Consider the following 20,836-nt stretch of genomic DNA (forward strand, 5'->3'; position numbering starts at 1 on the left):
CCGTGGCGGGAATCGGCCACGGCGTATATGCGACGGGCACATCATGCCCCGTACTGGCGCGCCCTCGGTCAGTGTGGCGTCACAGCGGTACCGGCCGACTCTCCGCGGAAGCACGGCCCGCTGTGCTCCGTTCCGCGATCACCCGGGGCGAGCGACGCGTCCGCGATCGCCGGCCGGCCCTTCGCCGGCCGCCGCACGGGCGTCACTTCCGGGCCTCTTTTCCTGACGACCCGTTTTCGCACGGCCTGTGCGGTGGACACTATGGGCATGAGTCAGCAGGGGGAGAAGCCCACCGCCCACGAGGACGACTGGTGGCGCAGGCTGTACGACGGGACCGTGCCGGACACGGGCCCGGGCGACGCGCCGGACAGCCTCGACGACCGCTTCGACTCCGCATCGGACGCGGTGGGCGGGGCGCCGGACCCCGTGGACCGCCCGGTCCCGGTGGTGCCGGTGCCCGACCCCCGCACACCGGAGGCGGAACCGGTGAAGGGCACGCCGTGGGATGCGCCCGCACCTCCCGCACCTCCCGCACCTCCCGCGCCGGAGCGACCCCGTGCACCGGAGCACCTTCCCGCGCCGCCCGCGCGGACCTTGCCGGTGCCGCCGCCGCCCGCACCGGAGGCACCCCCCGTGCCAACGCTCCCCGCGCCCCCGCGCACCCTGGCCGTGCCCGCCCCCTGGGAGGCCCCGGCCGGACCCGCCCGGCCGCGCACCTTCGCCGTACCGCTGACCCCGGAGGCGCCGTCCGGGCCGACAGCCCCCGCCGGTGTCGCGCACGTGCCCGGGGAGGAGCAGTCGCGCCCGACGGTCGGCCACCTCGGGGACCGGCCGCCTGCCTACGACGCCGAGCCCGCCGCGCTGCCCGCCTCCGGCCCCGACGACATCGGCGGACTCGTTCCCGACACGGTGCTCGACGGTGCCCGGTACGGGACGTACACGCTGCGGGCGGCCTCCGTGCGCGGCGACTTGGCGCGCTTCCGCGGCGAAACCCGTCGCGACGCCCTGCTCACCGCGCGCTTCGGCACCGGGGACGAGGCACTGGTCCTGGTCGCGGTGGCCGCGGGTGCCAGAGCCGCCGGACACGCCCACCTCGCCGCCGCCGAAGCCTGCCGCTCGATCGGCGGTGCCGTCGCCCGCAGCCACGCCAGGCTCTGCGCCGACATAAGGGCGGGACGCCGGGGCGACCTCAGATCGGGTCTGCACCGCCTCACCGACCGCACCTACGGCAGGTTGCGCGCCCGTGCCGCCGAGCTCGGCCTCGAACCTTCCGCGTACGCCGCGGGGCTGCGCTGCCTGCTCCTGCCCGCCGATCCGGAGTGCCGCACCCGGGTCTTCTTCGGCATCGGTGGGGGCGGCCTCTTCCGGCTCCGCGACGGCGTCTGGCAGGACCTCGAACCGCTCGTCCCGGCGCCGTCCGGCGGCGCGGTGGGCGAAGAGGGCCCGGGCGGCGCCAGGCTGACGACGGATCTGCGGATCACCACACCCCCGTCCCCGTACGCCGGGAGCCCGGCGCCGCCCGCCGAGCCCTTCCGGTTCCGCGCCTCGGTCGCCCGCGCGGGGGACACCCTGCTGCTCTGCGGCGACGGACTGGCCGAACCGATGCGCGGCGAGCCGGTCCTCGCCGAGGAGCTCGCCCGGCGCTGGGCGCCGGGCCCGCCCGGCCTGCCCGCCTATCTGGCCGACACCCAGCTCAGGATCAAGGGGTACGGCGACGACCGCACGAGCGCCGCAGTCTGGGAGGCGTAACCGCGCGCACCGTGGGTTGATGGACTCCGTAGCGGGGCAGCCGCATGTGCACGGAGCACACACAGAGAGGGTGCGCACCCATGGCCAAGCAGAACGTGTCGGAACAGTTCGTCGACATTCTCGTGCGGGCGGGGGTCAAGCGGCTGTACGGCGTCGTCGGTGACAGCCTCAATCCCGTCGTCGACGCCGTCCGGCGGAACGCCGCCATCGAGTGGATCCAGGTCAGGCACGAGGAGACCGCCGCGTTCGCCGCCGGTGCGGAGGCCCAGATCACCGGGACCCTGGCCGCCTGTGCCGGATCCTGCGGACCGGGCAATCTGCACCTCATCAACGGCCTCTACGACGCCCACCGCTCGATGGCCCCCGTGCTCGCCCTTGCTTCGCACATCCCGTCGAGCGAGATCGGCCTCGGCTACTTCCAGGAGACCCATCCCGAGCTGCTCTTCCAGGAGTGCAGCCACTACAACGAGATGATCTCCAACCCGCAGCAGATGCCGCGCCTGCTCCAGACGGCCATCCAGCACGCGATCGGCCGCGGCGGCGTCAGCGTCGTGTCGATGCCCGGGGACATCGCCTCCCAACCGGCTCCCGAGAAGTCGATCGAGCACGCCCTCGTCACCTCGCGGCCCTCCGTGAAGCCCGGTGACGGGGAGATCGAGAAGCTCTGCCGCATGGTCGACGAGGCCAGGCGGGTGACGCTGTTCTGCGGCAGCGGGACAGCGGGCGCGCATGCGGAGGTGATGGCGTTCGCCGAGCGTGTGAAGGCACCGGTCGGCCACGCGCTGCGCGGCAAGGAGTGGATCCAGTACGACAATCCGTACGACGTCGGCATGAGCGGGCTGCTCGGCTACGGCGCCGCCTACGAGGCCACCAACGAGTGCGATCTGCTGATCCTGCTGGGCACCGACTTCCCGTACAACGCGTTCCTCCCGACCGATGTGAAGATCGTCCAGGTCGATGTGCGGCCCGAGCACCTGGGCAGGCGCTCCAAGCTCGATCTGGCGGTCTGGGGCGATGTGCGCGAGACGCTGCGGGCCCTGACGCCGAGGGTGAAGGCCAAGACCGACCGCAAGTTCCTCGACCGGATGCTGAAGAAGCACGCCGACGCGCTGGAGGGCGTGGTCAAGGCGTACACCCGCAAGGTCGAGAAGCACGTGCCGATCCACCCCGAGTACGTCGCCGCCGTGCTGGACGAACTCGCCGACGAAGACGCGGTGTTCACCGTCGACACCGGCATGTGCAATGTGTGGGCGGCCCGCTATCTCACGCCCAACGGCAGGCGCCGGGTGATCGGTTCGTTCAGCCACGGCTCGATGGCGAACGCGCTGCCGCAGGCGATCGGCGCCCAGTTCACCGACCGGAACCGGCAGGTCGTGTCGATGTCCGGTGACGGCGGATTCACCATGCTGATGGGCGACTTCCTCACGCTCGTCCAGTACGACCTCCCGGTGAAGGTCGTCCTGTTCAACAACTCCTCGCTCGGCATGGTCGAGCTGGAGATGCTGGTGGCGGGACTGCCGTCGTTCGGCACGACCAACAAGAACCCGGACTTCGCGGCGGTCGCCCGGGCCGCCGGGGTCTACGGGGTGCGGGTGGAGAAGCCCAAACAGCTGGAGCGCGCCCTCAGGGACGCCTTCAAGCACAAGGGGCCCGCACTCGTCGATGTGGTCACCGACCCGAACGCCCTGTCCATCCCGCCGAAGATCAGCGCCGACATGGTCACCGGATTCGCCCTCTCCGCCGGCAAGATGGTGCTGGACGGCGGTGTGGGCCGGATGCTCCAGATGGCCCGCTCCAACCTCCGTAACGTGCCCCGCCCTTGAGGATCCGCTCCGGGGCGCGGCGCCGTCACCGCAGGCGCAGGGTCCCGGGCGCGGTGCGGTCCGTGATGATCTGCACCAGCTGGTCGAAGAGCGTCGGCCCCCGGCCGGCCAGCGCCTCGGCCAGCTCCGTCTCCACCCGTGCCCTGCCGGTGGCGTCCGCACGGCTGAGGGTGCGGCGCAGCCGACGGGCGGTCTCCTCATGGCCCAGCGCGCGGGCGGACAGGGCGTGGTCGCGCCATTCGATGACGAAGTCGGCGTCGTCCGGGGTGCCCATGCCGCCGCCCAGGCAGTCGGCGAAGGCGTCGAGATTGCGCCCGAAATAGCCGCCGGGACCGTTCACGGCCTCACCGACCACATCCCAGAAGCGCTCCAGGCCGGTGACCTCGGAGCCGTCGATCACATAGATCACGGTCATGGATGGAGGGTACAAGCGCGCCTTGCGGTTCCCGTCCGGTGATCCGCGCCGCAGGTGGGGGACAACGGCGCGGACCGGACCGGGGTGGTGCTGATCAGCAGCCGTGGTCGACCAGGTCGAAGGACTCGTAGTGGTCCGCGGTGTAGTAGTCCTCCTGGACCTCTTCACCCGTCACGATCCGCCGTGCCCCGCGCGTGTCCGAGCCCGGGGTGATGACCGTGTACTCGTGGTAGTAGCCCGTTCCCTGGCTCGGCAGGATGCCTTCCCGGTTCTGGAAGACGGTGCCGTCCTGATCGAACGGGAAAGGTCCGCCCGCGTCGATCAGGTCGAGGGTGTCATGTGCCTGGGACGGCAGCGCGGAGTAGCAGATGCTGCCGACGGCAGTGGTCGAGGGAACGGTCGCCGCCGTTGCCGTGACGGGTCCGCCGACGAAGAGGACGGACAGGAGGGCGGCGATGCCGCCGAGCGTGGTGATCCGTGGGGGGATTCGCATGTCCACCATGATGACGCGCGTAGATCCCCTTCCGTCAACGCCACCCTGTGTGAATTTTTTGGGAGTTAACCGTGGGTACGGAAACGTAACGCACCTGACTTCCGGCGGGAGTTGCCCCGAAGTGCCTTCACCTGTTGGCGCCGGGAAAAGCGTGGCCGCCCGTCTGTGGGGCATGCATCCCGTGACGGTGTTCGAGACCTGACGGAATCAAGGGAGGCCGATTCACGGTGCGCGCGGGGGACATGACGAAGCGACAGGAGAGCCGGCCGGTCCGGTTGCACCGGAGAATCGGCCACGCCGATCTGTCGGGCGTGGGGGAAGTACGCGGTGCGTTGAGAGAGTTCCTACGGCACCGCTCGCGCCCGGAGGAGACCGACGTGGCGGAGCTCCTGCTGAGCGAGTTGGTGACGAACGCCCTGATCCACACGCGGAACGGGGCCGTGGTCACCGTGACAGCGGCTCCCGCCCGATTACGCGTGGAGGTGCGCGACTTCGTGCCGGGGCAGGAGCCCGCGCCGTACGTACCGAACGCCGACGACGGTACGCACGGCAGAGGGCTGCTCCTCGTGCAGAGCCTGGCGGACTCCTGGGGGGTCACGGCGCAGGCGCTGGGCAAGGTGGTCTGGTTCGAGCTGGACGGCGGGAAGACCTGACGGCCGCCGCGCGGATCGCACCGCTCAGCCGAACTGCTGCTCCAGATCCCTGAGTTTCCGCTCCAGCGAATCGAGCCGGGGCAGGGTCTGGGTGTCGTCCTCGGTGGTGAGGTCGACGATCGCGGGGTCACCGCTCGCGGTCTGTGCCGAAGTGCTCCTGGAGTTCGAGCCGTTCACGGCTTGCAGGGACGGCCGGTGGCGCAGGGGCAGCTGTCCCGGCTCTGTTATGGCAGGCTCCGCTACGGTCGGCGTGCCGCCGCCCGTAGCGGGGGCGATGGCCTGGACCTCCAGCCGGCGGCCACCGCGCGCCCAGGACCGGTTCTGCCGGTTCAGGGCCTTGATCTGCGCCCGGTCCAGCTTCGCCTGGTCCCGCCTGCGGTGCCGGTCCTGTTCCCTCTCCCGGCGGTCCTCGCGTACCTCGTCGACCGCCTCGTCCAGGGTGCGTACGCCCTCGAGGAGCATCAGCGACCAGGCGCCGAAGGTCTCCCGGGGTGCCCGCAGCCACCGGACGATCCGGATCTGCGGCAGCGGGCGGGGTACCAGACCCTGCTCCCGCAGGGCGGCGCGGCGGGTCTGCTTCAGCGCGCGGTCGAACAGCACGGCCGCCGAGAGCGACATCCCCGCGAAGAAGTGCGGGGCGCCCGCGTGGTCCAGCCCGCGTGGTGCGTGCACCCAGTTGAACCAGGCGGCGGCACCGGCGAAGGTCCACACGAGGAGCCGGGAGCCGAGTGCGGCGTCACCGTGGCTGGCCTCGCGCACGGCGAGCACCGAGCAGAACATGGCCGCCCCGTCGAGGCCGAACGGCACCAGGTACTCCCAGCCCCCGGAGAGGCTGAGGTTTTGCCGGCCGAAGCCGACGAGTCCGTGGAAGGAGAGGGCGGCTGCCACCGCGGCGCAGCAGAACAGCAGGACGTACGAGGCGGTCGCGTACAGCGCCTCCTTGCGCCTGCGGCGCTCCTCGCTGCGTTCCCAGCTGTCGTCGGCTGCGGACTTCTCAGCGGCGCGCCTGCCGCGCGCGACCACCGTCACCGCCGCCATGACCCCCACGAGCAGCACGGCGCCCGGAAGCAGCCAGTCAAGCGATATGTCGGTCAGTCTCATGCGCGGTCCCTTGCGTCGCGTAGGGCGTTTCGGACGCCATGGTGGCGGAAGCGACGCCCCGCTCAGCGGGTTTCGGGACAAGTGAACGCCATCGGGGTGACCGGGCTCGTCGTTGGGCGGATTCTCCTCGAACGCCCTCACGTTAATAGGGAGTTACGTTCGAATCTGAGTCCCCCGGACGAGCGGCATGGTCCGGGAAGGGGCGCTCACGGCGCGGGCGTCAGCTTCCGAACGCGGTCGGCGTCGCAGGTGCGCGGGCAGGTGACGCAGGTGTCCTCCGGACGCAGCGTGTAGAACAGACAGCAGCTCGCACGGTCGCGGGTCGGGAGCGATTCGCCGTCGGGGCCGGTCAGTTCACGGAAACCGGCGGTGCCCACGTACGGCTTGGTGGTGCCGGGCAGGAGCAGCTCCAGCTCCTTCATCGCGCGGCGCTCCTCGCCGAGCAGATGCGCGATGTACCAGAGGCCCTCGACGATCTCGTCCGTCGCCATGCCCCACAGCGCCCGCTTGCCGCGCCGCATGCGCGGCCCGAACCCGTCCAGCACCGGACCGATGTGTTCCGCCACGGACTCGAGGACCTCGGCCCGCAGAGCGGCCTCGTCCGGGACGACCCGGGCGCCGGGAAGGGCCGCCGCGGGGTCGTCCGGCAGGCAGGCGAATTCGCTCACGCGCAGTGTCAGACGGCCCGTCGCCCGCTGGAAGGAGACGTCCCGCACGGGGACCCGCGGCACCCGGCGGTGCAGGAACCAGGGCAGGGTCACCAGCAGGCATGCGGGCCAGGCGTAGCGGTGCAGCCCGAAGCTGGCCACCACGTCCGGGCGGGCCCGCATGCCGTAGTCCCGCACCACCTGGGCGTCGTCGCAGGCCAGGAAGGCGTCCAGGGCCGCGCCGCCCTCCGCGAGTTCGGCCGCACCGACCCACCCGGCACCCGACGGCGCCGGGTCGTCATCGGTGAGCACCTCGGCGCGCAGGCCGGGAAAGACCTCGGCCAGACGCGCGTACGCCGCCGTCACGGGGGACGGGGCGATGGCGGTGAGCAGGGCGGGGACGGTCATGCGGGGGACCCCCGAATCACGATCTTTGACAGGTAAGCCTTACCTTACCCGAAATGATCGGTGTTTGAACTGGGGCCCGCCCCGCCTATCGTGCACAGGGGCCGGGCGCAGCCGGGCCGGCCAGTGGGAGGAGGTTCCGGTGGAGCAGGGCAGAGCGCGCGACGGCGTACACCCGCCGTACGCATCCTCGGCGACCCCGCCGGGCTTCCGCGTGCCCGAGCAGGCGCGCGGCGAGCACACCCACGGCGAGCCGCGCGCGCCCCGGGTGGTGCAGCGGCACTCCGTGCGCGGCCAGATCCTCGACGCCCTGCGCGCCGCACTCGTCGGCGGTGAGCTGGCACCCGGACAGGTCTACTCGGCCCCGGCGCTGGGCGCCCGCTTCGGCGTCTCCGCGACCCCGGTGCGCGAGGCCATGCAGCAACTGGCCATCGAGGGCGCCGTCGAGGTCGTGCCCAACCGCGGCTTCCGGGTCAGCGAACGCGGCCCGCGGGAGCTGGCGGAGCTCGCCGAGGTGCGTGCCCTGATCGAGGTCCCCGTGATGCTGCGGCTGGCCCGCACCGTCCCGGCGGGCAGCTGGTGCGCCCTGCGGCCGCTGGCCGACGCCACGGTCGCGGCGGCCGCCGTCGGTGACCGGGCGAGCTACGCGGAGTGCGACCGCGCCTTCCACCGCGCCGTTCTCGCGCTGTCGGGCAACGAGCAGCTCGTGATGATCGCCGACGACCTCCACCGCCGGTCCCAGTGGCCACTGGTCAGCAACCCGGCCACCCGCCGCGCCGACCTGCTCGCCGACGCCTCGGAACACACCGCGCTGCTGGACGCGCTGATCGCCCGGGACCTCGCGGTGGTGCAGTCCCTGGTACGCGAACACTTCAACGGCGCGGACGGCTGAGGGCCGCCGGGCACGCCCGGCCGCCCGCCCCCTTGGCCGAGCCTGACCGGGCGGGCCGAGGATCCCGCGGAGGACGGGCCGCCCTCAGTTCGCCTCGACGGTCTCCGGAGCCGGCGGTTCCAGCCGGGGGGCCAGCCACGTCGGTACGCCGCCGAGCAGCCGGAACAGTCGGCCCGCCTCGGCGCGCAGCCGGGCCGCCTCGGGTTCCGTCTCGGCGTCCGCGAGGGAGATGAGCGCCGGGGCCGTACCGACGAGGTAGCCCAGCTCCTCCCTTATGCGCAGCGACTCCGCGAAGCCGTGCCGGGCCTCCGCGAGCTCGCCCTCCCGCAGGGCGAGCGAGGCGAGGTGGCGCCAGGTGAACGAGAGCAGCAGCTGGTCCCCCTGGGCCGTTGCCCCGGCGTGCGCCCTGCGGTACGCGGCGCGGGCGGACTGGGGTGCGTCGGCGATGTTCTGGGCGATCAGCCCGCGGCGGAAGTCCAGCAGCGGGCGGCCGGGCGCCGCGGGGGCGAGCAGCGCCGCGGCCCTGCTCAGCGCCACGCTGGCCTCGTCGGCCCGGTCCCGTACGCCGAGCAGGGTCGAGGCGTAGGCGAGATAGCCGCGCTCGCAGGCGGCGGCCCCCCGTTCGGTGTTGTCGTGGGCGAGCGCTTCCGCGTTGCGCAGCGCGTCCTCGGCGTCGGTCCACCCGGTGCCGGTGTAGAGGCACCGCTCGGTCAGCAGGGAGGTCCGCTGGAGGGCGGCGGCGGGGTCGGTGGCCGCGCGCGGTTCGAGCAGCGCGGCCGCGTCGGTCCAGCAGGCGCGTGAGCGCAGCCGCCATACCGCTGTCTGGAGCGGCGGATCGTCATCTGCTGTCGTTCCGGAACCAGACATGGCGGTATGCGCCACATTGCCCTCCCCGAGCGCGCCATCGAGCTGTTGGGTCTGGGCGCATCTCAGCACGGAATGGCACGTCGGGCCAAGGGGTCGGGATCGATGTCAGGTGAAAGAATTCACAATCGCGCGGAACCCGTCCGGGCCCGGGCCGGGCCCGGACGTCAGCTCATGCGCAGGGCGAGGAAGAAATCGAGCTTGTCCTCCAGGCGCGAAAGGTCACGCCCCGTCAACTGCTCGATGCGTCCTACGCGATAGCGCAGTGTGTTGACGTGGAGGTGCAGCCGGGCCGCGCAGCGGGTCCAGGAACCGTCACAGTCCAGGAAGGCCACGAGCGTCTCGATGAGCTCCGCGCGGTGGCGCCGGTCGTAGTCGCGCAGCGGGTCCAGCAGCCGTGCGGTGAACGCCCGGCGTACGTCGTCGGGCACGAAGGGCAGCAGCAGGACGTGCGAGGCGAGCTCGTGGTGGCCGGCCGCGCAGACCCGGCCCGGCCGGGCCGCCGCGACCCGGCGGGCGTGCCGGGCCTCCTCCAGGGCGCCGCGCAGACCTTCGGCGGAATGCACCGCTGCGCTGACACCCAGTGTCAGGCGGCCGTCGTCCGCGAGGCCCGCGGACAGCGGCTCGCGGACCGTCGCGAGCAGGGCCTCGGCGTGCAGGGCGGTGTCCCGCCGCTCCTGTCGCTCCCCGCCCTTGTCACCGGGCGCTCCGGAGGGCTTGTCCGCGTCCTCGTCACCCGGCGCGCCACCGGCGGCGGGTGCCGGGGCGACGGCAGGCAGGGGTACGAGGGCGATGGCCTCGTCGCCCGTGTGCGCCACCGCGATCCGGTCCGCCGAGTCGGGTCCCGTCACCGCGGGGTCGACCAGGATCTCCTCCAGCAGCGCCTGGGCGACCCGGCCGCCCGGGAGTTCCGTGTCCCCGCCCGCCCACTCGACCCTGGCCACCACCACCTGCCAGTGCGGCGCCGCACCGAGGCCCGGCAGCAGGACCGGGGCGGCCACCCGCAGCCTGGCCGCGATCTCCGCCGGGGCGGCGCCCGCCTGGACCAGCTCCAGCACCTCCTGGGCGAGCCTGCGGCGTACGGTGCGGGCCGCTTCGCGACGGTCCCGTTCGACCGCGATCAGCTGGGTGACGCCCTGGAGCAGGTCCAGTCGTTCGGCCGGCCAGTCGCCCGCGTCCGCCTCCACGGCCAGCAGCCAGTCCGAGAGCACCGACTCGCGCACATCGCGGGGGGCGCCGTGCGGCGCGCCCCGGCCGTTCGTACGGATCGGGAACAGCGCGTACGTCGTGCCGGCCACCTCGGCCCGGTGCGGGCCCCGGCGGCCGGTCCGGGTCGCCGCCAGATGCTGTCCGGCCAGGGCCGCGCCCACGGGCCCGGCCAGCGGCTCGCCCGCCCCGGCGATCTGCCGGCCCGTGGGGGAGAGCACCCAGGCCCGCAGATCGAGATCGGAGGTGAGCAGATCGAGCACCACCTCGGGACCGCCCCCCGCCGGGCCCGAGGTCATCAGCCTTCGGTGCCGGTCGACGACGGCGGCCAGGTCGCCGGCCCGTTCGCCGGAGACCTGGCGCACCACGTGCTCGGTGACCGTCGCGAAGGCGACGGTCTCGTCGACGGCGAAGAGCGGCAGCCGGTGCCGCAGGCACGCCTCGACCAGATCGTCCGGGACGGCGCCGAGCTCCGCCTCGCCCGCCGCCAGCCCGGCCACCCCGGCACCGGCCAGGATCCGGACGAACGGCTCCGAGTCCGACGCGTCCCGGCGCCAGGCCAGCCCCGTGAGGACCAGCTCGCCGCCGGAGAGGTAGCGGCTGGGGTCGCGCAGATCGGTCGTCATGACGCCCCGGACCGGACGGTCCAGCTCGTCCTCGCCGCCGAGCAGCCGCAGGCCCAGCGCGTCGGTGTCCAGCAGTGCGCGCAGCCGCATCGTCGATTGCCGCCGATCTCGTCGTTGGTGCGTGAGGGGTGCGGGGGCGGCGGGGTACCCCTGTGAATTGCGGTGAGGTTTCCGACCCCCGCCATTCGTTCGAATCTACAAGACGGGGACGGGGGCCAGCCAATTCCTTCATGGTTTCGGTGACTGCACCGAGTGGAGCAAGGCTTGTGTACTGGGTCACACACGTGTCAAGGACTCAGGAACGACCAGCAGCGGGCCGGCCGCACCCCGCCCCCAGCCGAACGACCCGATCGAGAAGAGATCCACTCATGGACTTCCTTCGCCCCGCCAGCTGGGAGGAGGCGCTCGCCGCCAAGGCCGAGCATCCGACGGCCGTGCCCATCGCGGGTGGCACCGATGTGATGGTCGAGATCAATTTCGACCACCGGCGGCCCGCACACCTGCTGGACCTGAACCGGATCGGTGAGCTGTCCGAGTGGCAGACCGGCCGGGACACCGTGCGACTCGGCGCCTCCGTGCCGTACAGCGCCATCATGGAGAACCTCAGGACCGAGCTGCCCGGTCTCGCGCTCGCCTCGCACACCGTCGCCTCGCCGCAGATCCGCAACCGCGGCGGCGTCGGGGGCAACCTGGGCACCGCGTCACCCGCGGGTGACGCCCACCCGGCTCTGCTCGCCGCGGGCGCCGAGGTCGAGGCCGAGTCCGTACGCGGCACCCGGATGATCCCGATCGACACCTTCTACACCGGCGTCAAGCGCAACGCCCTCGCCCCGGACGAGCTGATCCGTGCCGTACACATCAAGAAGGCCGACGGCCCCCAGCAGTTCTCCAAGGTCGGCACCCGGAACGCCATGGTCATCGCCGTCTGCGCCTTCGGCCTGGCCCTCCACCCCGAGACCCGCACCGTCCGGACCGGCATCGGCTCCGCCGCCCCGACCCCGGTCCGGGCCAGGGAGGCCGAGGAGTTCCTGAACGCCGCGCTGGAGGAGGGCGGGTTCTGGGAGAGCGGCAAGATCATCACCCCCTCCGTCGCCAAGCAGTTCGCCCAGCTCGCCTCCGGCGCCTGCAACCCCATCGACGACGTGCGGGGCACCGCGGCCTACCGCAGGCACGCCGTCGGCATCATGGCCCGCCGCACGCTGGGCTGGACCTGGGAGCAGTACCGCGGCACGGGCCGCACCCTCGAAGGAGCTGCTTAACCATGCGAGTGAATTTCACGGTCAACGGCCGCAAGCAGGAAGCCGACGACGTGTGGGAGGGGGAGTCCCTCCTGTACGTCCTGCGTGAGCGCATGGGCCTCCCGGGGTCGAAGAACGCCTGTGAGCAGGGTGAATGCGGTTCCTGTACGGTCCGTCTCGACGGCGTGCCGGTGTGTTCCTGTCTCGTCGCGGCCGGCCAGGCGGAGGGCCGCGAGATCGTCACCGTCGAAGGTCTCGCGGACTACGCCAGGCACCGCGAGGACGCCCACCCCGGCGCCGGCTGCGCCCCGGGCACCTGCGGCACCTCGCTCGACACCGCCCAGCGCCGACAGGCCGGTGACGGGCAGAGCGCCGAGGAGCTCTCGCCGATCCAGCAGGCGTTCATCGACGCGGGCGCCGTGCAGTGCGGCTTCTGCACCCCCGGCCTGCTGGTCGCGGCCGACGAACTGCTCGAAGCGCGGCCCTCCCCGTCCGACCAGGACATCCGCGAGGCGCTCTCCGGCAACCTCTGCCGCTGCACCGGCTACGAGAAGATCCTCGACGCGGTCCGCCTCGCGGCCGCCCGTCAGGAAGAGGCGGTCCGATAGCCATGGCGCTGCACCCACGAGCCGCCTCCGAACCGGCCGGCACCCCCACCAGGATCACCCAGGGCTCGAAGACCAGGGGCGGGATCGGCGAGTCCACCCTGCGCCCCGACGGCACCCTCAAGGTCACCGGGGAGTTCGCGTACTCCTCGGACATGTGGCACGAGGACATGCTGTGGGGCCACACGCTCCGCTCCACCGTCGCCCACGCCCGGATCAGGTCCATCGACATCGGCGAGGCCCTCGCCACGCCCGGCGTGTACGCCGTGCTGACCTACGACGACCTGCCCGCAGCGATGAAGAACTACGGCCTGGAGATCCAGGACACGCCGGTCCTCGCCCACGGCAAGGTGCGCCACCACGGCGAGCCGGTGGCCCTCGTCGCCGCCGACCACCCCGAGACCGCGCGCCGCGCCGCGGCCAGGATCCGCGTCGACTACGCCGAGCTGCCGGTCGTCACGGACGAGGCGTCCGCGACCGCGCCCGACGCCGTCCTGGTCCACGAGGGCCGCACCGACCACCACATCGGCCATGTCGCGCACCCCAACATCGTGCACCGCCAGCCGATCGTCCGCGGCGACGCGGACACCGCCGCGCGGCGGGCCGACGTCGTCGTCACCGGCGACTACGTCTTCGGGATGCAGGACCAGGCCTTCCTCGGCCCCGAGTCCGGCCTCGCAGTGCCGTCGGAGGACGGCGGCGTCGAACTGTACGTGGCCACCCAGTGGCTGCACTCCGACCTCCGCCAGATCGCCCCCGTCCTCGGACTTCCCGAGGACAAGGTCCGTATGACGCTCTCCGGCGTCGGCGGTGCCTTCGGAGGCCGCGAGGACCTGTCGATGCAGATCCACGCCTGCCTGCTCGCCCTGCGCACCGGCAAGCCCGTCAAGATGGTCTACAACCGCTTCGAGTCCTTCTTCGGACACGTCCACCGGCACCCGGCGAAGCTCCACTACGAGCACGGCGCCACCAGGGACGGCAAGCTCACCCACATGAAGTGCCGGATCGTGCTGGACGGCGGTGCCTACGCCTCCGCCTCCCCGGCGGTCGTCGGCAACGCGGCCTCGCTCGCGGTCGGCCCGTACGTCGTCGAGGACGTCGACATCGAGGCGCTCGCGCTCTACTCCAACAACCCGCCCTGCGGCGCCATGCGCGGCTTCGGCGCGGTCCAGGCGTGCTTCGCGTACGAGGCGCAGATGGACAAGCTGGCAGCCGCGCTGGACATGGACCCCGTCGAGCTCCGGCAGCTGAACGCCATGGAGCAGGGCACCCTGCTCCCCACCGGCCAGCGCGTCGACTCGCCGGCCCCCGTCGCCGAACTGCTGCGCCGCGTCAAGGCCCGCCCGATGCCGCCCGAGCAGCAGTGGCTCTCGGCCGACGCGGAGGGCAGCTCCGTGGACGTGCGCGCCCTGCCCGGCGGACTGTCCAACACCACGCACGGCGAAGGCGTGGTGCGCGGGGTCGGTTACGCGGTCGGCCTCAAGAACGTCGGCTTCTCCGAGGGCTTCGACGACTACTCCACCGCCCGGGTGCGGATGGAGGTCATCAACGGTGAGCCCGTGGTCACCGTGCACACCGCGATGGCCGAGGTCGGGCAGGGCGGCGTCACCGTCCACGCCCAGATCGCCCGTACCGAGCTCGGAGTCAGCCAGGTCACCATCCACCCGGCGGACACCCGGGTCGGCTCGGCCGGATCGACCTCGGCGTCCCGCCAGACGTACGTCACCGGCGGCGCCGTGAAGCACTCCTGCGAGGCCGTCCGGGAGCAGGTCCTGGACATGGGCCGCCGCAAGTTCGGCACGTACCACCCGGCGTGGGCGACCGCCGAACTCCTCCTGGAGGGCGGCAAGGTCGTCACCGACGGCGGGGAGGTGCTCGCCCCGCTGGCCGAGGTGCTGGAGGACGAGGCCGTCGACATCGAGCTGGAGTGGCGCCACCGGCCCACCGAGGCCTTCGACCTGCGGACCGGCCAGGGCAACGGCCATGTCCAGTACTCCTTCGCCGCCCACCGCGCGGTCGTGGAGGTCGACACCGAGCTCGGACTGGTCAAGGTCATCGAGCTCGCCTGCGCGCAGGACGTCGGCAAGGCCCTCAACCCGCTGTCGGTCGAGGGCCAGATCCAGGGCGGCACCATTCAGGGGCTGGGTGTCGCCGTCATGGAGGAGATCCTCGTCGATCCGAAGACCGCGAAGGTGCGCAATCCGTCCTTCACGGACTATCTGATCCCCACCATCCTCGACACCCCGACCATCCCTGTCGATGTGCTCGAACTCGCCGACGACCACGCCCCGTACGGGCTCCGTGGCGTCGGCGAGGCCCCGACCCTGTCGTCCACCCCGGCCGTCCTCGCGGCGATCCGGAACGCGACGGGACTGGAGCTCAACAGGACACCGGTACGCCCCGAGCACATCACCGGAACCTGACGCGCCACCAGGAAGTCCCGGGGGGTGCGCACCCCCTCGCACCCCTGTCGGAAGGAGACACGCCATGCTGGACATCGCCGAGGAGCTCCACCGGTGGGTCGGACAGGGACGCGAGTTCGCCGTGGCCACCGTGGTGGCCGTCGGCGGCAGCGCGCCCCGGCAGCCGGGCGCCGCACTCGCCGTCGACAGCGACGGCGCGGCCATCGGTTCGGTCTCCGGCGGATGTGTGGAGGGGGCGGTGTACGAGCTGTGCCGGCAGGCCCTCGACGACGGCACCACCGTGCGCGAGCGTTTCGGCTACAGCGACGACGACGCCTTCGCGGTGGGCCTGACCTGCGGCGGCGTCATCGACATCCTGGTCACACCGGTGCGGGCGGACGATCCCGCACGCCCGGTGTTCGCCGCCGCGTTCGCCGCCGCCGCCGGTGGGACGGCGGCGGCGGTCGCCCGGGTCACCGAGGGCCCCGACGACCTGCTGGGCCGCCCGCTCCTCGTCCACGCCGACGGCACGTACGAGGGCGGGCTCGGCGGGTCCCCCGGACTGGACCGCACCGCCGCCGCCGAGACGCGAGCCATGCTGGACGCGGGCCGCACCGGGCCGGTCGGCATCGGCGCCGAGGGATCGCGTTGCGGCAGGCCCCTCACCCTGCTCGTCGAATCGAGCGTTCCGCCGCCCAGGATGATCGTCTTCGGGGCCATCGACTTCGCCGCCGCCCTGGTGCGGGCCGGCCGCTTCCTCGGCTACCACGTGACCGTCTGCGACGCCCGCCCCGTATTCGCCACCGCTGCCCGCTTCCCGGAGGCCGACGAGATCGTGGTCGACTGGCCGCACCGCTACCTCGCGGCCACCGGCGTGGACGCGCGCACCGTGCTGTGCGTCCTCACGCACGACGCCAGATTCGACGTGCCGCTCCTCGAACTGGCCCTGCGGCTGCCGGTCGCCTACGTCGGCGCGATGGGTTCGCGCCGCACGCACCTGGAGCGCAACGAGCGCCTGCGCGAGGCGGGTGTCACCGAACGCCAACTGGCCTCCCTGCACTCGCCGATCGGGCTGGATCTCGGGGCCCGCACGCCCGAGGAGACGGCCCTGTCGATCGTGGCGGAGATCGTCGCCGACCGGCGCGGCGGCAGTGGAGTACCGCTGACGGGAGCCCACACCCCGATCCACCACGAGGACGGACCGACGCCCCTCGCCTCGGTGGCCTGACCCCCGCACGGCGGCGTGGGGCCGCCGCTGCTTCTCGGCACCCCGGTTCGCCCCCACCCGGACCGGCGGGGCCGCGCCGGGGGCGAATCCGCCGGGGTCAGCGGCCGGACTGCAGGGCCGACCAGGTGTTCGGTCCCGCACTGCCGTCGGCGGTCAGTCCGCGCGAGCTCTGATAGCTGCGTACGGCCGTGTCCGTCGCCGAGCCGAAGACGCCGTCGACGGACACGGTCTTTCCGAGCGCCGCGGTCAGCGCCCGCTGCAGCCGCTTCACCGCGTCGCCCGAACTGCCCTTGACGAGCGTCGGAGTCGTCCCCGCCGAGAGCAGCGCGGTCCAGGTCCTCGGGCCGACCGTACCGTCGGCGGAGAGCCCCCGGGCCGTCTGGAACGCCTGGACGGCGCTCTTCGTGGCCGGGCCGAAGGAGCCGTCCACCGCGCCCGCCTCGTACCCCTGGTCGTTGAGGAGCTGCTGCACGGCCTTGACCTGGGCGCCCGACGAGCCCGACGTCTGGGTCGTGTACGAGCTGAAGCTCAGCCCGTCGCTCCCGCTGCCGCCGCCGGAGCCGCCGACGAGCTGCATGTAGTAGGTCCAGTTCCAGTTGACGCCCGGGTCGGTGTGGTCGTTGCCCGGGGCCTCGCTGTGCCCGATGACGTGGGACCGGTCCTTCGGGATGCCGTACCGGTCGCAGAGGTACGCGGTCAGCGCCGCGGAGGAGCGGTACATCGAGTCCGTGAACCAGGACGGATCGTCGACGAAGCCCTCGTGCTCGATGCCGAGCGACGAGGCGTTGGCGCTCCTGGCGTGGTACGCGGTGTCCTTGTCGCGCACCATCTGGGTGATCTCGCCGTCGGAGGAACGGATCACGTAGTGGGAGCTGACCTGGGACGCCGGGTTCTGGAACCAGCTGATGGAGCCCGCGTACGAGCCCTGCGTGACGTGGACGATGACCTTGTCGACCGTCGCCGTCCTGCCCGTCGCGTAGTTGGCGGAGTTCGCGGGCACCCAGAGCGCCGAGGGGTAGTCGGGGCTCTGGGCGGTGACCTCGGCCGTGGCCAGGGCGCCCTTCTCCGGGGAGACCGGCCGGGAGGTGACCGAGATCCGCTCGCCACCCGGGACCGTCGTCCGCAGCCCTTCGGCGAGGAAGGTGTAGACGGTGTCGGCGTAGAGGGCCGCGACGGCCCCCTGTGCCCCGCTGTAGCGGGCGACGGCCGGGTACCAGGCGTCGATGTCCCGGCGCTCGGCACGGTCCAGGCCGAGGGCGTCGGCGTGGCTCCGCAGCACCGCGGCGCCACCCAGGATGTTGGCGTCCGTTTCCTTGCGCAGAGCGGCCGTGGACTCGCCCGTCAGGGCCGCGGCCTTCTCCAGGGAGCGGTTCGTGGGGTTGCTGACGAGGTGCATCACGCCGTAGCCGTTGGCCTGGCTGGGGCGTCCGGCGTGTCCGTCCAGATGGGTCTCGCCGTAGCCGACGGCGGCGAGCAGGTCTCGAGGTACGTCGAACTCCTCGGCGGCCTCGGTGAAGGCCTGGTTCATGGGGTTCTGCCCGGCCTGGGCGGCGGGGGCCGGATGGCCGGTGGCGACGAGGGCGGTGGCGGCGACGGCCGCCAGAACTGCTGCGCGTCTGCCGGTGTGGCCTGCGGGGCGTCGGGGCATGGCTGCTCCTGGTCGTGGGGGAGGGGAAGGCCCCCGGACCCGGTGGGGTGGGCCGAGGGCCGTCGAGCTCGCACAGGCTATCGACATGATCAGGGCATGACAATGATTTCCTTGCGTGTCCAAATCTCTTTCACCCCAATGGAGTTGAGCCGGGGGGCCAGGCTCGTGCCGTGGGGGCCGTCACCCCCGGCGGGGGGCGACGGCGCGGCGGGCGGCTACCAGCGGTCCCGGTGGATGACGTCGGCCACCGGGCGGCGGCGGACCGGCCCGAAGTTGCCCTGCGGCAGGCCCACCGGAATGGCCGCGAAGGTGTGCGTGTCCGCGGGAATCCCGAGGGCCTCCTTCCACTCCTGCTCCAGGAACAGGTGCCAGATGGTGACATTGGCCGCGAGTCCCAGCGCCCGGGCCGCGAGCAGGAGGTTCTGGACGCCCGGATAGACGCAGGACCCCTCCGCGAGTGCCTGGAAGCGGGTCTGGGTGTTCGTCATGTGCTCCAGGCCCGCCGGCCCGAGCGCCTGCGCGTAGATTCCCAGTCCCTCCTCGTCGAACCGCGGCTCCGGGAACTTGTAACAGGGGATGATCAGCACCGGCGTGTCCGCGAAGTGGTCGCGCTGGTACTCGATCGCCGCCACCATCCGGCCGTACGCGGCGTCGTCCATGCCCTCCGGCGCGTGCTTGCCGGTCGTCGCCAGGTAGGCGTCGACGCACCGCTTCCACAGCGGGGCCAGGCGGGCCATCACCTCGCGGTCGGTGACGACCACGTACTCGTAGCACTGCATGTTGCCGCCGCTGGGCCCCCAGACCGCAGCCTGTATGAGCTGATCGATCGTCTTGTCCGGCACGGCGTCCGGCTTGAGGCGGCGCATCGCGCGCATCGTGGACATGATCGGGAAGAGTGCGGGTCCGTCGAGGGCGGACGCGTCGGCCTGAACCGTTTCGAAGGTCATGATCGCGGAGTTTACGGGCCGATTCCCGCTGCGGGGAGCCCTCTTGGGCGCCTGATGCTCCCGTCCGCACGCCGGTCCCGGCCGGGACCGGAGCGGAGGCGGTCCGAGCCGCCGCCCCCCGGCCCGGCGCTCAGCCGGCCGTCGCCGCTCCGCCTGCGGCCGGACCACGTCGGCCGGCACGGCGGGACGCAGGTCGCTTCCCCACGGCCTCGACACAGCGGATTCGCACACCTGGTCGCCCTCACCTCTCTCGGGGGAACGATGGCCGGAACCGCCGCAGCGGAGGCGTATAAAGGGTCCCTTTGGAGCAGTCGGCGTCCCCGATGGCCATCTCACCCACCACGCGGCCGGCGTCACCGCGTACCGAGAGCGGAGGAGCCTCCCCATGAGCACCTCGGAAGAGATCAGCGCGTTGCTCGTCACCAGGTTCGGAACCGACCCACAGGCCATCGGGCCGGAGGTGCCGCTCCGTCAACTGCGCCTGGACTCACTCGCGCTGGAGGAGCTCCGGCTCCTCATCGAGGACCGGATGGACATCGATCTGGAGGACGTCGTCCTGTCCTCGCGCGACACCGTCGGCCACCTGGTCGCGGCCGTGTGCAGCAAGGCCGGAGCGTGACGGCCCGCGGGCCGTTCGCTCGCCGGGCAGGCCGGCCGGGAATCGAGCCGTTCAGCGCCGCGGTGACCGGCCTCGGCCTGGTCACCGCCGCCGGTGTGGGCGTCGACGCGGCCTGGCGCGGGGTGTGCGACACGGCCGCCGCGCCCTCCGTCCAGCGCCTGCCCGAACTCGCCGGACTGCCCTGCGACTTCATGTACACCATCACCGGACTGGACACGCGGGCCGTGCTGGGCGTCGCCGCCCAGCGGCTGATGGACCGCTTCTCGCAGCTCGCCGTGATCGCCGCCCGCGAGGCCGTGGCCGACGCCGGGCTCGACCCCTCGGTCTGGGACAGTGGCAGGGTCGCCGTCGTCATCGGATCCGCGCACGGCGGGCTGCCCTTCTACGACGAGCAGCACACCACCCTCACCGAGCGTGGTGCGCGCCGCGTCTCCCCGAAGCTTGCCCCGCTGACCGTCGTCAACGGCGCCGCCAGCAGCGTCGCCATGGACCTGGGCGTCCACGGCCCGAGCCTGGCCGTCTCCACGGCCTGCTCCTCCGGCACCGTCGCCATCGGCACCGCCCACCAGATGCTCCGCACCGGGGCGTGCGACATCGTCGTCGCGGGCGGCGCCGAGTCCGTGTGCTCCCGGCTGCTGATCGCCAGCGCCTGCCAGATGCGGGCGGTCTCCACCCGCCGGGACGATCCGCAGGCGGCCTGCCGCCCCTTCGACACGCACCGCGACGGCTTCGTCGTCGGAGAGGGCGCCGGCCTCCTCGTCCTGGAACACCCTGAGCACGCCCGCGCCCGCGGGGCCACCGTCCGCGCCCGCGTGTCCGGTTACGGGGCATCCAGCGACGCCCACTCCGCCGTCGCCCCCGACCCCGACGGCCTCGGCATCGAGCGCGCGCTGCGCACCGCCCTGTCCGACGCGGGCCTCGATGCCTCCGACATCGGCCACGTCAACGCCCACGGCACCTCGACCGTCGCCAACGACCTCATCGAGGCGACCATGCTGCGCCGGGTCCTGGGCGAGCGGCCCCTCGTCACGTCCACCAAGGCGATGACCGGGCACACCCTGGGTGCCGCGGGCGGCATCGAGGCCGCGCTGACCGTCCTCGCGCTCCAGCACCAGCTCGTGCCGCCCACCGCCAACCTCGACGCACCCGACCCCGGCATCCCCGTGGACGTGGTGAGCAAGGAGGCCCGACGGGGCGCCTTCGACTGCGCGGTCAAGACGTCGCTCGGCTTCGGCGGTCACAACGCGGCGCTCGTGCTCACCAGAGCCTGACGGG

18 protein-coding genes are annotated in these 20,836 nt (G+C 72.6%); 10 read left to right on the forward strand and 8 right to left on the reverse strand.

Annotated elements, in window-relative coordinates; genetic code table 11:
- Window positions 1-267 precede the first annotated feature (267 nt).
- Together AB0F38_RS09565 and AB0F38_RS09570 are read left to right on the forward strand one after the other, a co-directional pair.
- The gene (locus AB0F38_RS09565; protein ID WP_361889297.1) at window positions 268-1,749 is read left to right on the forward strand and encodes a protein phosphatase 2C domain-containing protein; all 1,482 of its coding nucleotides are present in this window, start codon (window positions 268-270) and stop codon (window positions 1,747-1,749) included.
- 80 nt (window positions 1,750-1,829) lie between these two features.
- Window positions 1,830-3,572: a pyruvate dehydrogenase gene (locus tag AB0F38_RS09570; protein ID WP_361889300.1), complete on the forward strand. Its 1,743-nt coding sequence runs from the start codon at window positions 1,830-1,832 to the stop codon at window positions 3,570-3,572.
- Window positions 3,573-3,597: 25 nt separating this feature from the next.
- On the opposite strand, the gene AB0F38_RS09575 is transcribed toward AB0F38_RS09570, so the two are convergent.
- Together AB0F38_RS09575 and AB0F38_RS09580 are read right to left on the reverse strand one after the other, a co-directional pair.
- Window positions 3,598-3,987, reverse strand: coding sequence for a barstar family protein (locus tag AB0F38_RS09575; protein WP_361889303.1), 390 nt, complete (start codon window positions 3,985-3,987; stop codon window positions 3,598-3,600).
- A gap of 94 nt (window positions 3,988-4,081) precedes the next feature.
- Entirely contained in the window at window positions 4,082-4,480 is a 399-nt protein-coding gene (locus AB0F38_RS09580) for a ribonuclease domain-containing protein (RefSeq protein WP_361889306.1), read from the reverse strand.
- Between the two features lie 242 nt (window positions 4,481-4,722).
- Between AB0F38_RS09580 and AB0F38_RS09585 the strand changes: the two genes are divergently transcribed.
- Window positions 4,723-5,133, forward strand: coding sequence for an ATP-binding protein (locus tag AB0F38_RS09585; protein WP_361889309.1), 411 nt, complete (start codon window positions 4,723-4,725; stop codon window positions 5,131-5,133).
- 24 nt (window positions 5,134-5,157) lie between these two features.
- Here AB0F38_RS09585 and AB0F38_RS09590 read toward each other — a convergent pair whose 3' ends face one another.
- Both AB0F38_RS09590 and AB0F38_RS09595 read right to left on the reverse strand, forming a co-directional pair.
- Complete coding sequence (locus tag AB0F38_RS09590; RefSeq protein ID WP_361889312.1) at window positions 5,158-6,234, reverse strand: DUF2637 domain-containing protein; 1,077 nt, start codon at window positions 6,232-6,234, stop codon at window positions 5,158-5,160.
- Window positions 6,235-6,440: 206 nt separating this feature from the next.
- Window positions 6,441-7,289, reverse strand: coding sequence for a (2Fe-2S)-binding protein (locus AB0F38_RS09595; protein ID WP_361889315.1), 849 nt, complete (start codon window positions 7,287-7,289; stop codon window positions 6,441-6,443).
- Window positions 7,290-7,428: 139 nt separating this feature from the next.
- Between AB0F38_RS09595 and AB0F38_RS09600 the strand changes: the two genes are divergently transcribed.
- Window positions 7,429-8,178 carry a GntR family transcriptional regulator gene (locus AB0F38_RS09600; protein WP_361889318.1) on the forward strand — a complete coding sequence of 250 codons (750 nt, stop codon included), beginning with the start codon at window positions 7,429-7,431 and terminating at the stop codon, window positions 8,176-8,178.
- A gap of 84 nt (window positions 8,179-8,262) precedes the next feature.
- On the opposite strand, the gene AB0F38_RS09605 is transcribed toward AB0F38_RS09600, so the two are convergent.
- Window positions 8,263-9,045, reverse strand: a complete 783-nt coding sequence (locus AB0F38_RS09605; RefSeq protein WP_361889320.1) for a hypothetical protein — start codon at window positions 9,043-9,045, stop codon at window positions 8,263-8,265.
- 164 nt (window positions 9,046-9,209) lie between these two features.
- Window positions 9,210-10,964, reverse strand: coding sequence for a PucR family transcriptional regulator ligand-binding domain-containing protein (locus AB0F38_RS09610; RefSeq protein ID WP_361889323.1), 1,755 nt, complete (start codon window positions 10,962-10,964; stop codon window positions 9,210-9,212).
- 278 nt (window positions 10,965-11,242) lie between these two features.
- Here AB0F38_RS09610 and AB0F38_RS09615 point away from each other — a divergent pair, with 278 nt between their 5' ends.
- The 4 genes from AB0F38_RS09615 to AB0F38_RS09630 all read left to right on the forward strand — a co-directional run bounded on the left by AB0F38_RS09615 (window position 11,243) and on the right by AB0F38_RS09630 (window position 16,347).
- Window positions 11,243-12,133: a xanthine dehydrogenase family protein subunit M gene (locus AB0F38_RS09615; protein ID WP_361889326.1), complete on the forward strand. Its 891-nt coding sequence runs from the start codon at window positions 11,243-11,245 to the stop codon at window positions 12,131-12,133.
- A gap of 2 nt (window positions 12,134-12,135) precedes the next feature.
- Window positions 12,136-12,720, forward strand: coding sequence for a (2Fe-2S)-binding protein (locus AB0F38_RS09620; RefSeq protein WP_361889328.1), 585 nt, complete (start codon window positions 12,136-12,138; stop codon window positions 12,718-12,720).
- A gap of 2 nt (window positions 12,721-12,722) precedes the next feature.
- Entirely contained in the window at window positions 12,723-15,140 is a 2,418-nt protein-coding gene (gene pucD, locus AB0F38_RS09625; RefSeq protein ID WP_361889331.1) for a xanthine dehydrogenase subunit D, read from the forward strand.
- A 64-nt stretch (window positions 15,141-15,204) separates the two neighbouring features.
- Window positions 15,205-16,347: an XdhC/CoxI family protein gene (locus AB0F38_RS09630; protein ID WP_361889334.1), complete on the forward strand. Its 1,143-nt coding sequence runs from the start codon at window positions 15,205-15,207 to the stop codon at window positions 16,345-16,347.
- 97 nt (window positions 16,348-16,444) lie between these two features.
- Here AB0F38_RS09630 and AB0F38_RS09635 read toward each other — a convergent pair whose 3' ends face one another.
- Window positions 16,445-17,995 (reverse strand): peptidoglycan-binding protein, encoded by a 1,551-nt coding sequence (locus tag AB0F38_RS09635; RefSeq protein WP_361889337.1) that lies wholly within the window; start codon window positions 17,993-17,995, stop codon window positions 16,445-16,447.
- A 215-nt stretch (window positions 17,996-18,210) separates the two neighbouring features.
- Window positions 18,211-18,942, reverse strand: a complete 732-nt coding sequence (locus AB0F38_RS09640) for a nitroreductase family protein (RefSeq protein WP_361889340.1) — start codon at window positions 18,940-18,942, stop codon at window positions 18,211-18,213.
- 385 nt (window positions 18,943-19,327) lie between these two features.
- On the opposite strand from AB0F38_RS09640, the gene AB0F38_RS09645 reads away from it, so the two are divergent.
- Window positions 19,328-19,561 (forward strand): acyl carrier protein, encoded by a 234-nt coding sequence (locus AB0F38_RS09645; protein WP_361889343.1) that lies wholly within the window; start codon window positions 19,328-19,330, stop codon window positions 19,559-19,561.
- Window positions 19,558-20,832, forward strand: a complete 1,275-nt coding sequence (locus AB0F38_RS09650) for a beta-ketoacyl-[acyl-carrier-protein] synthase family protein (RefSeq protein WP_361889346.1) — start codon at window positions 19,558-19,560, stop codon at window positions 20,830-20,832. The genes AB0F38_RS09645 and AB0F38_RS09650 overlap by 4 nt, the downstream gene beginning before the upstream one ends.
- Window positions 20,833-20,836: the final 4 nt, after the last annotated feature.

It is taken from the genome of Streptomyces sp. NPDC025273, assembly GCF_040638585.1.
In the GTDB taxonomy this organism is placed as follows: Bacteria; Actinomycetota; Actinomycetes; order Streptomycetales; family Streptomycetaceae; genus Streptomyces; species Streptomyces cinereorectus.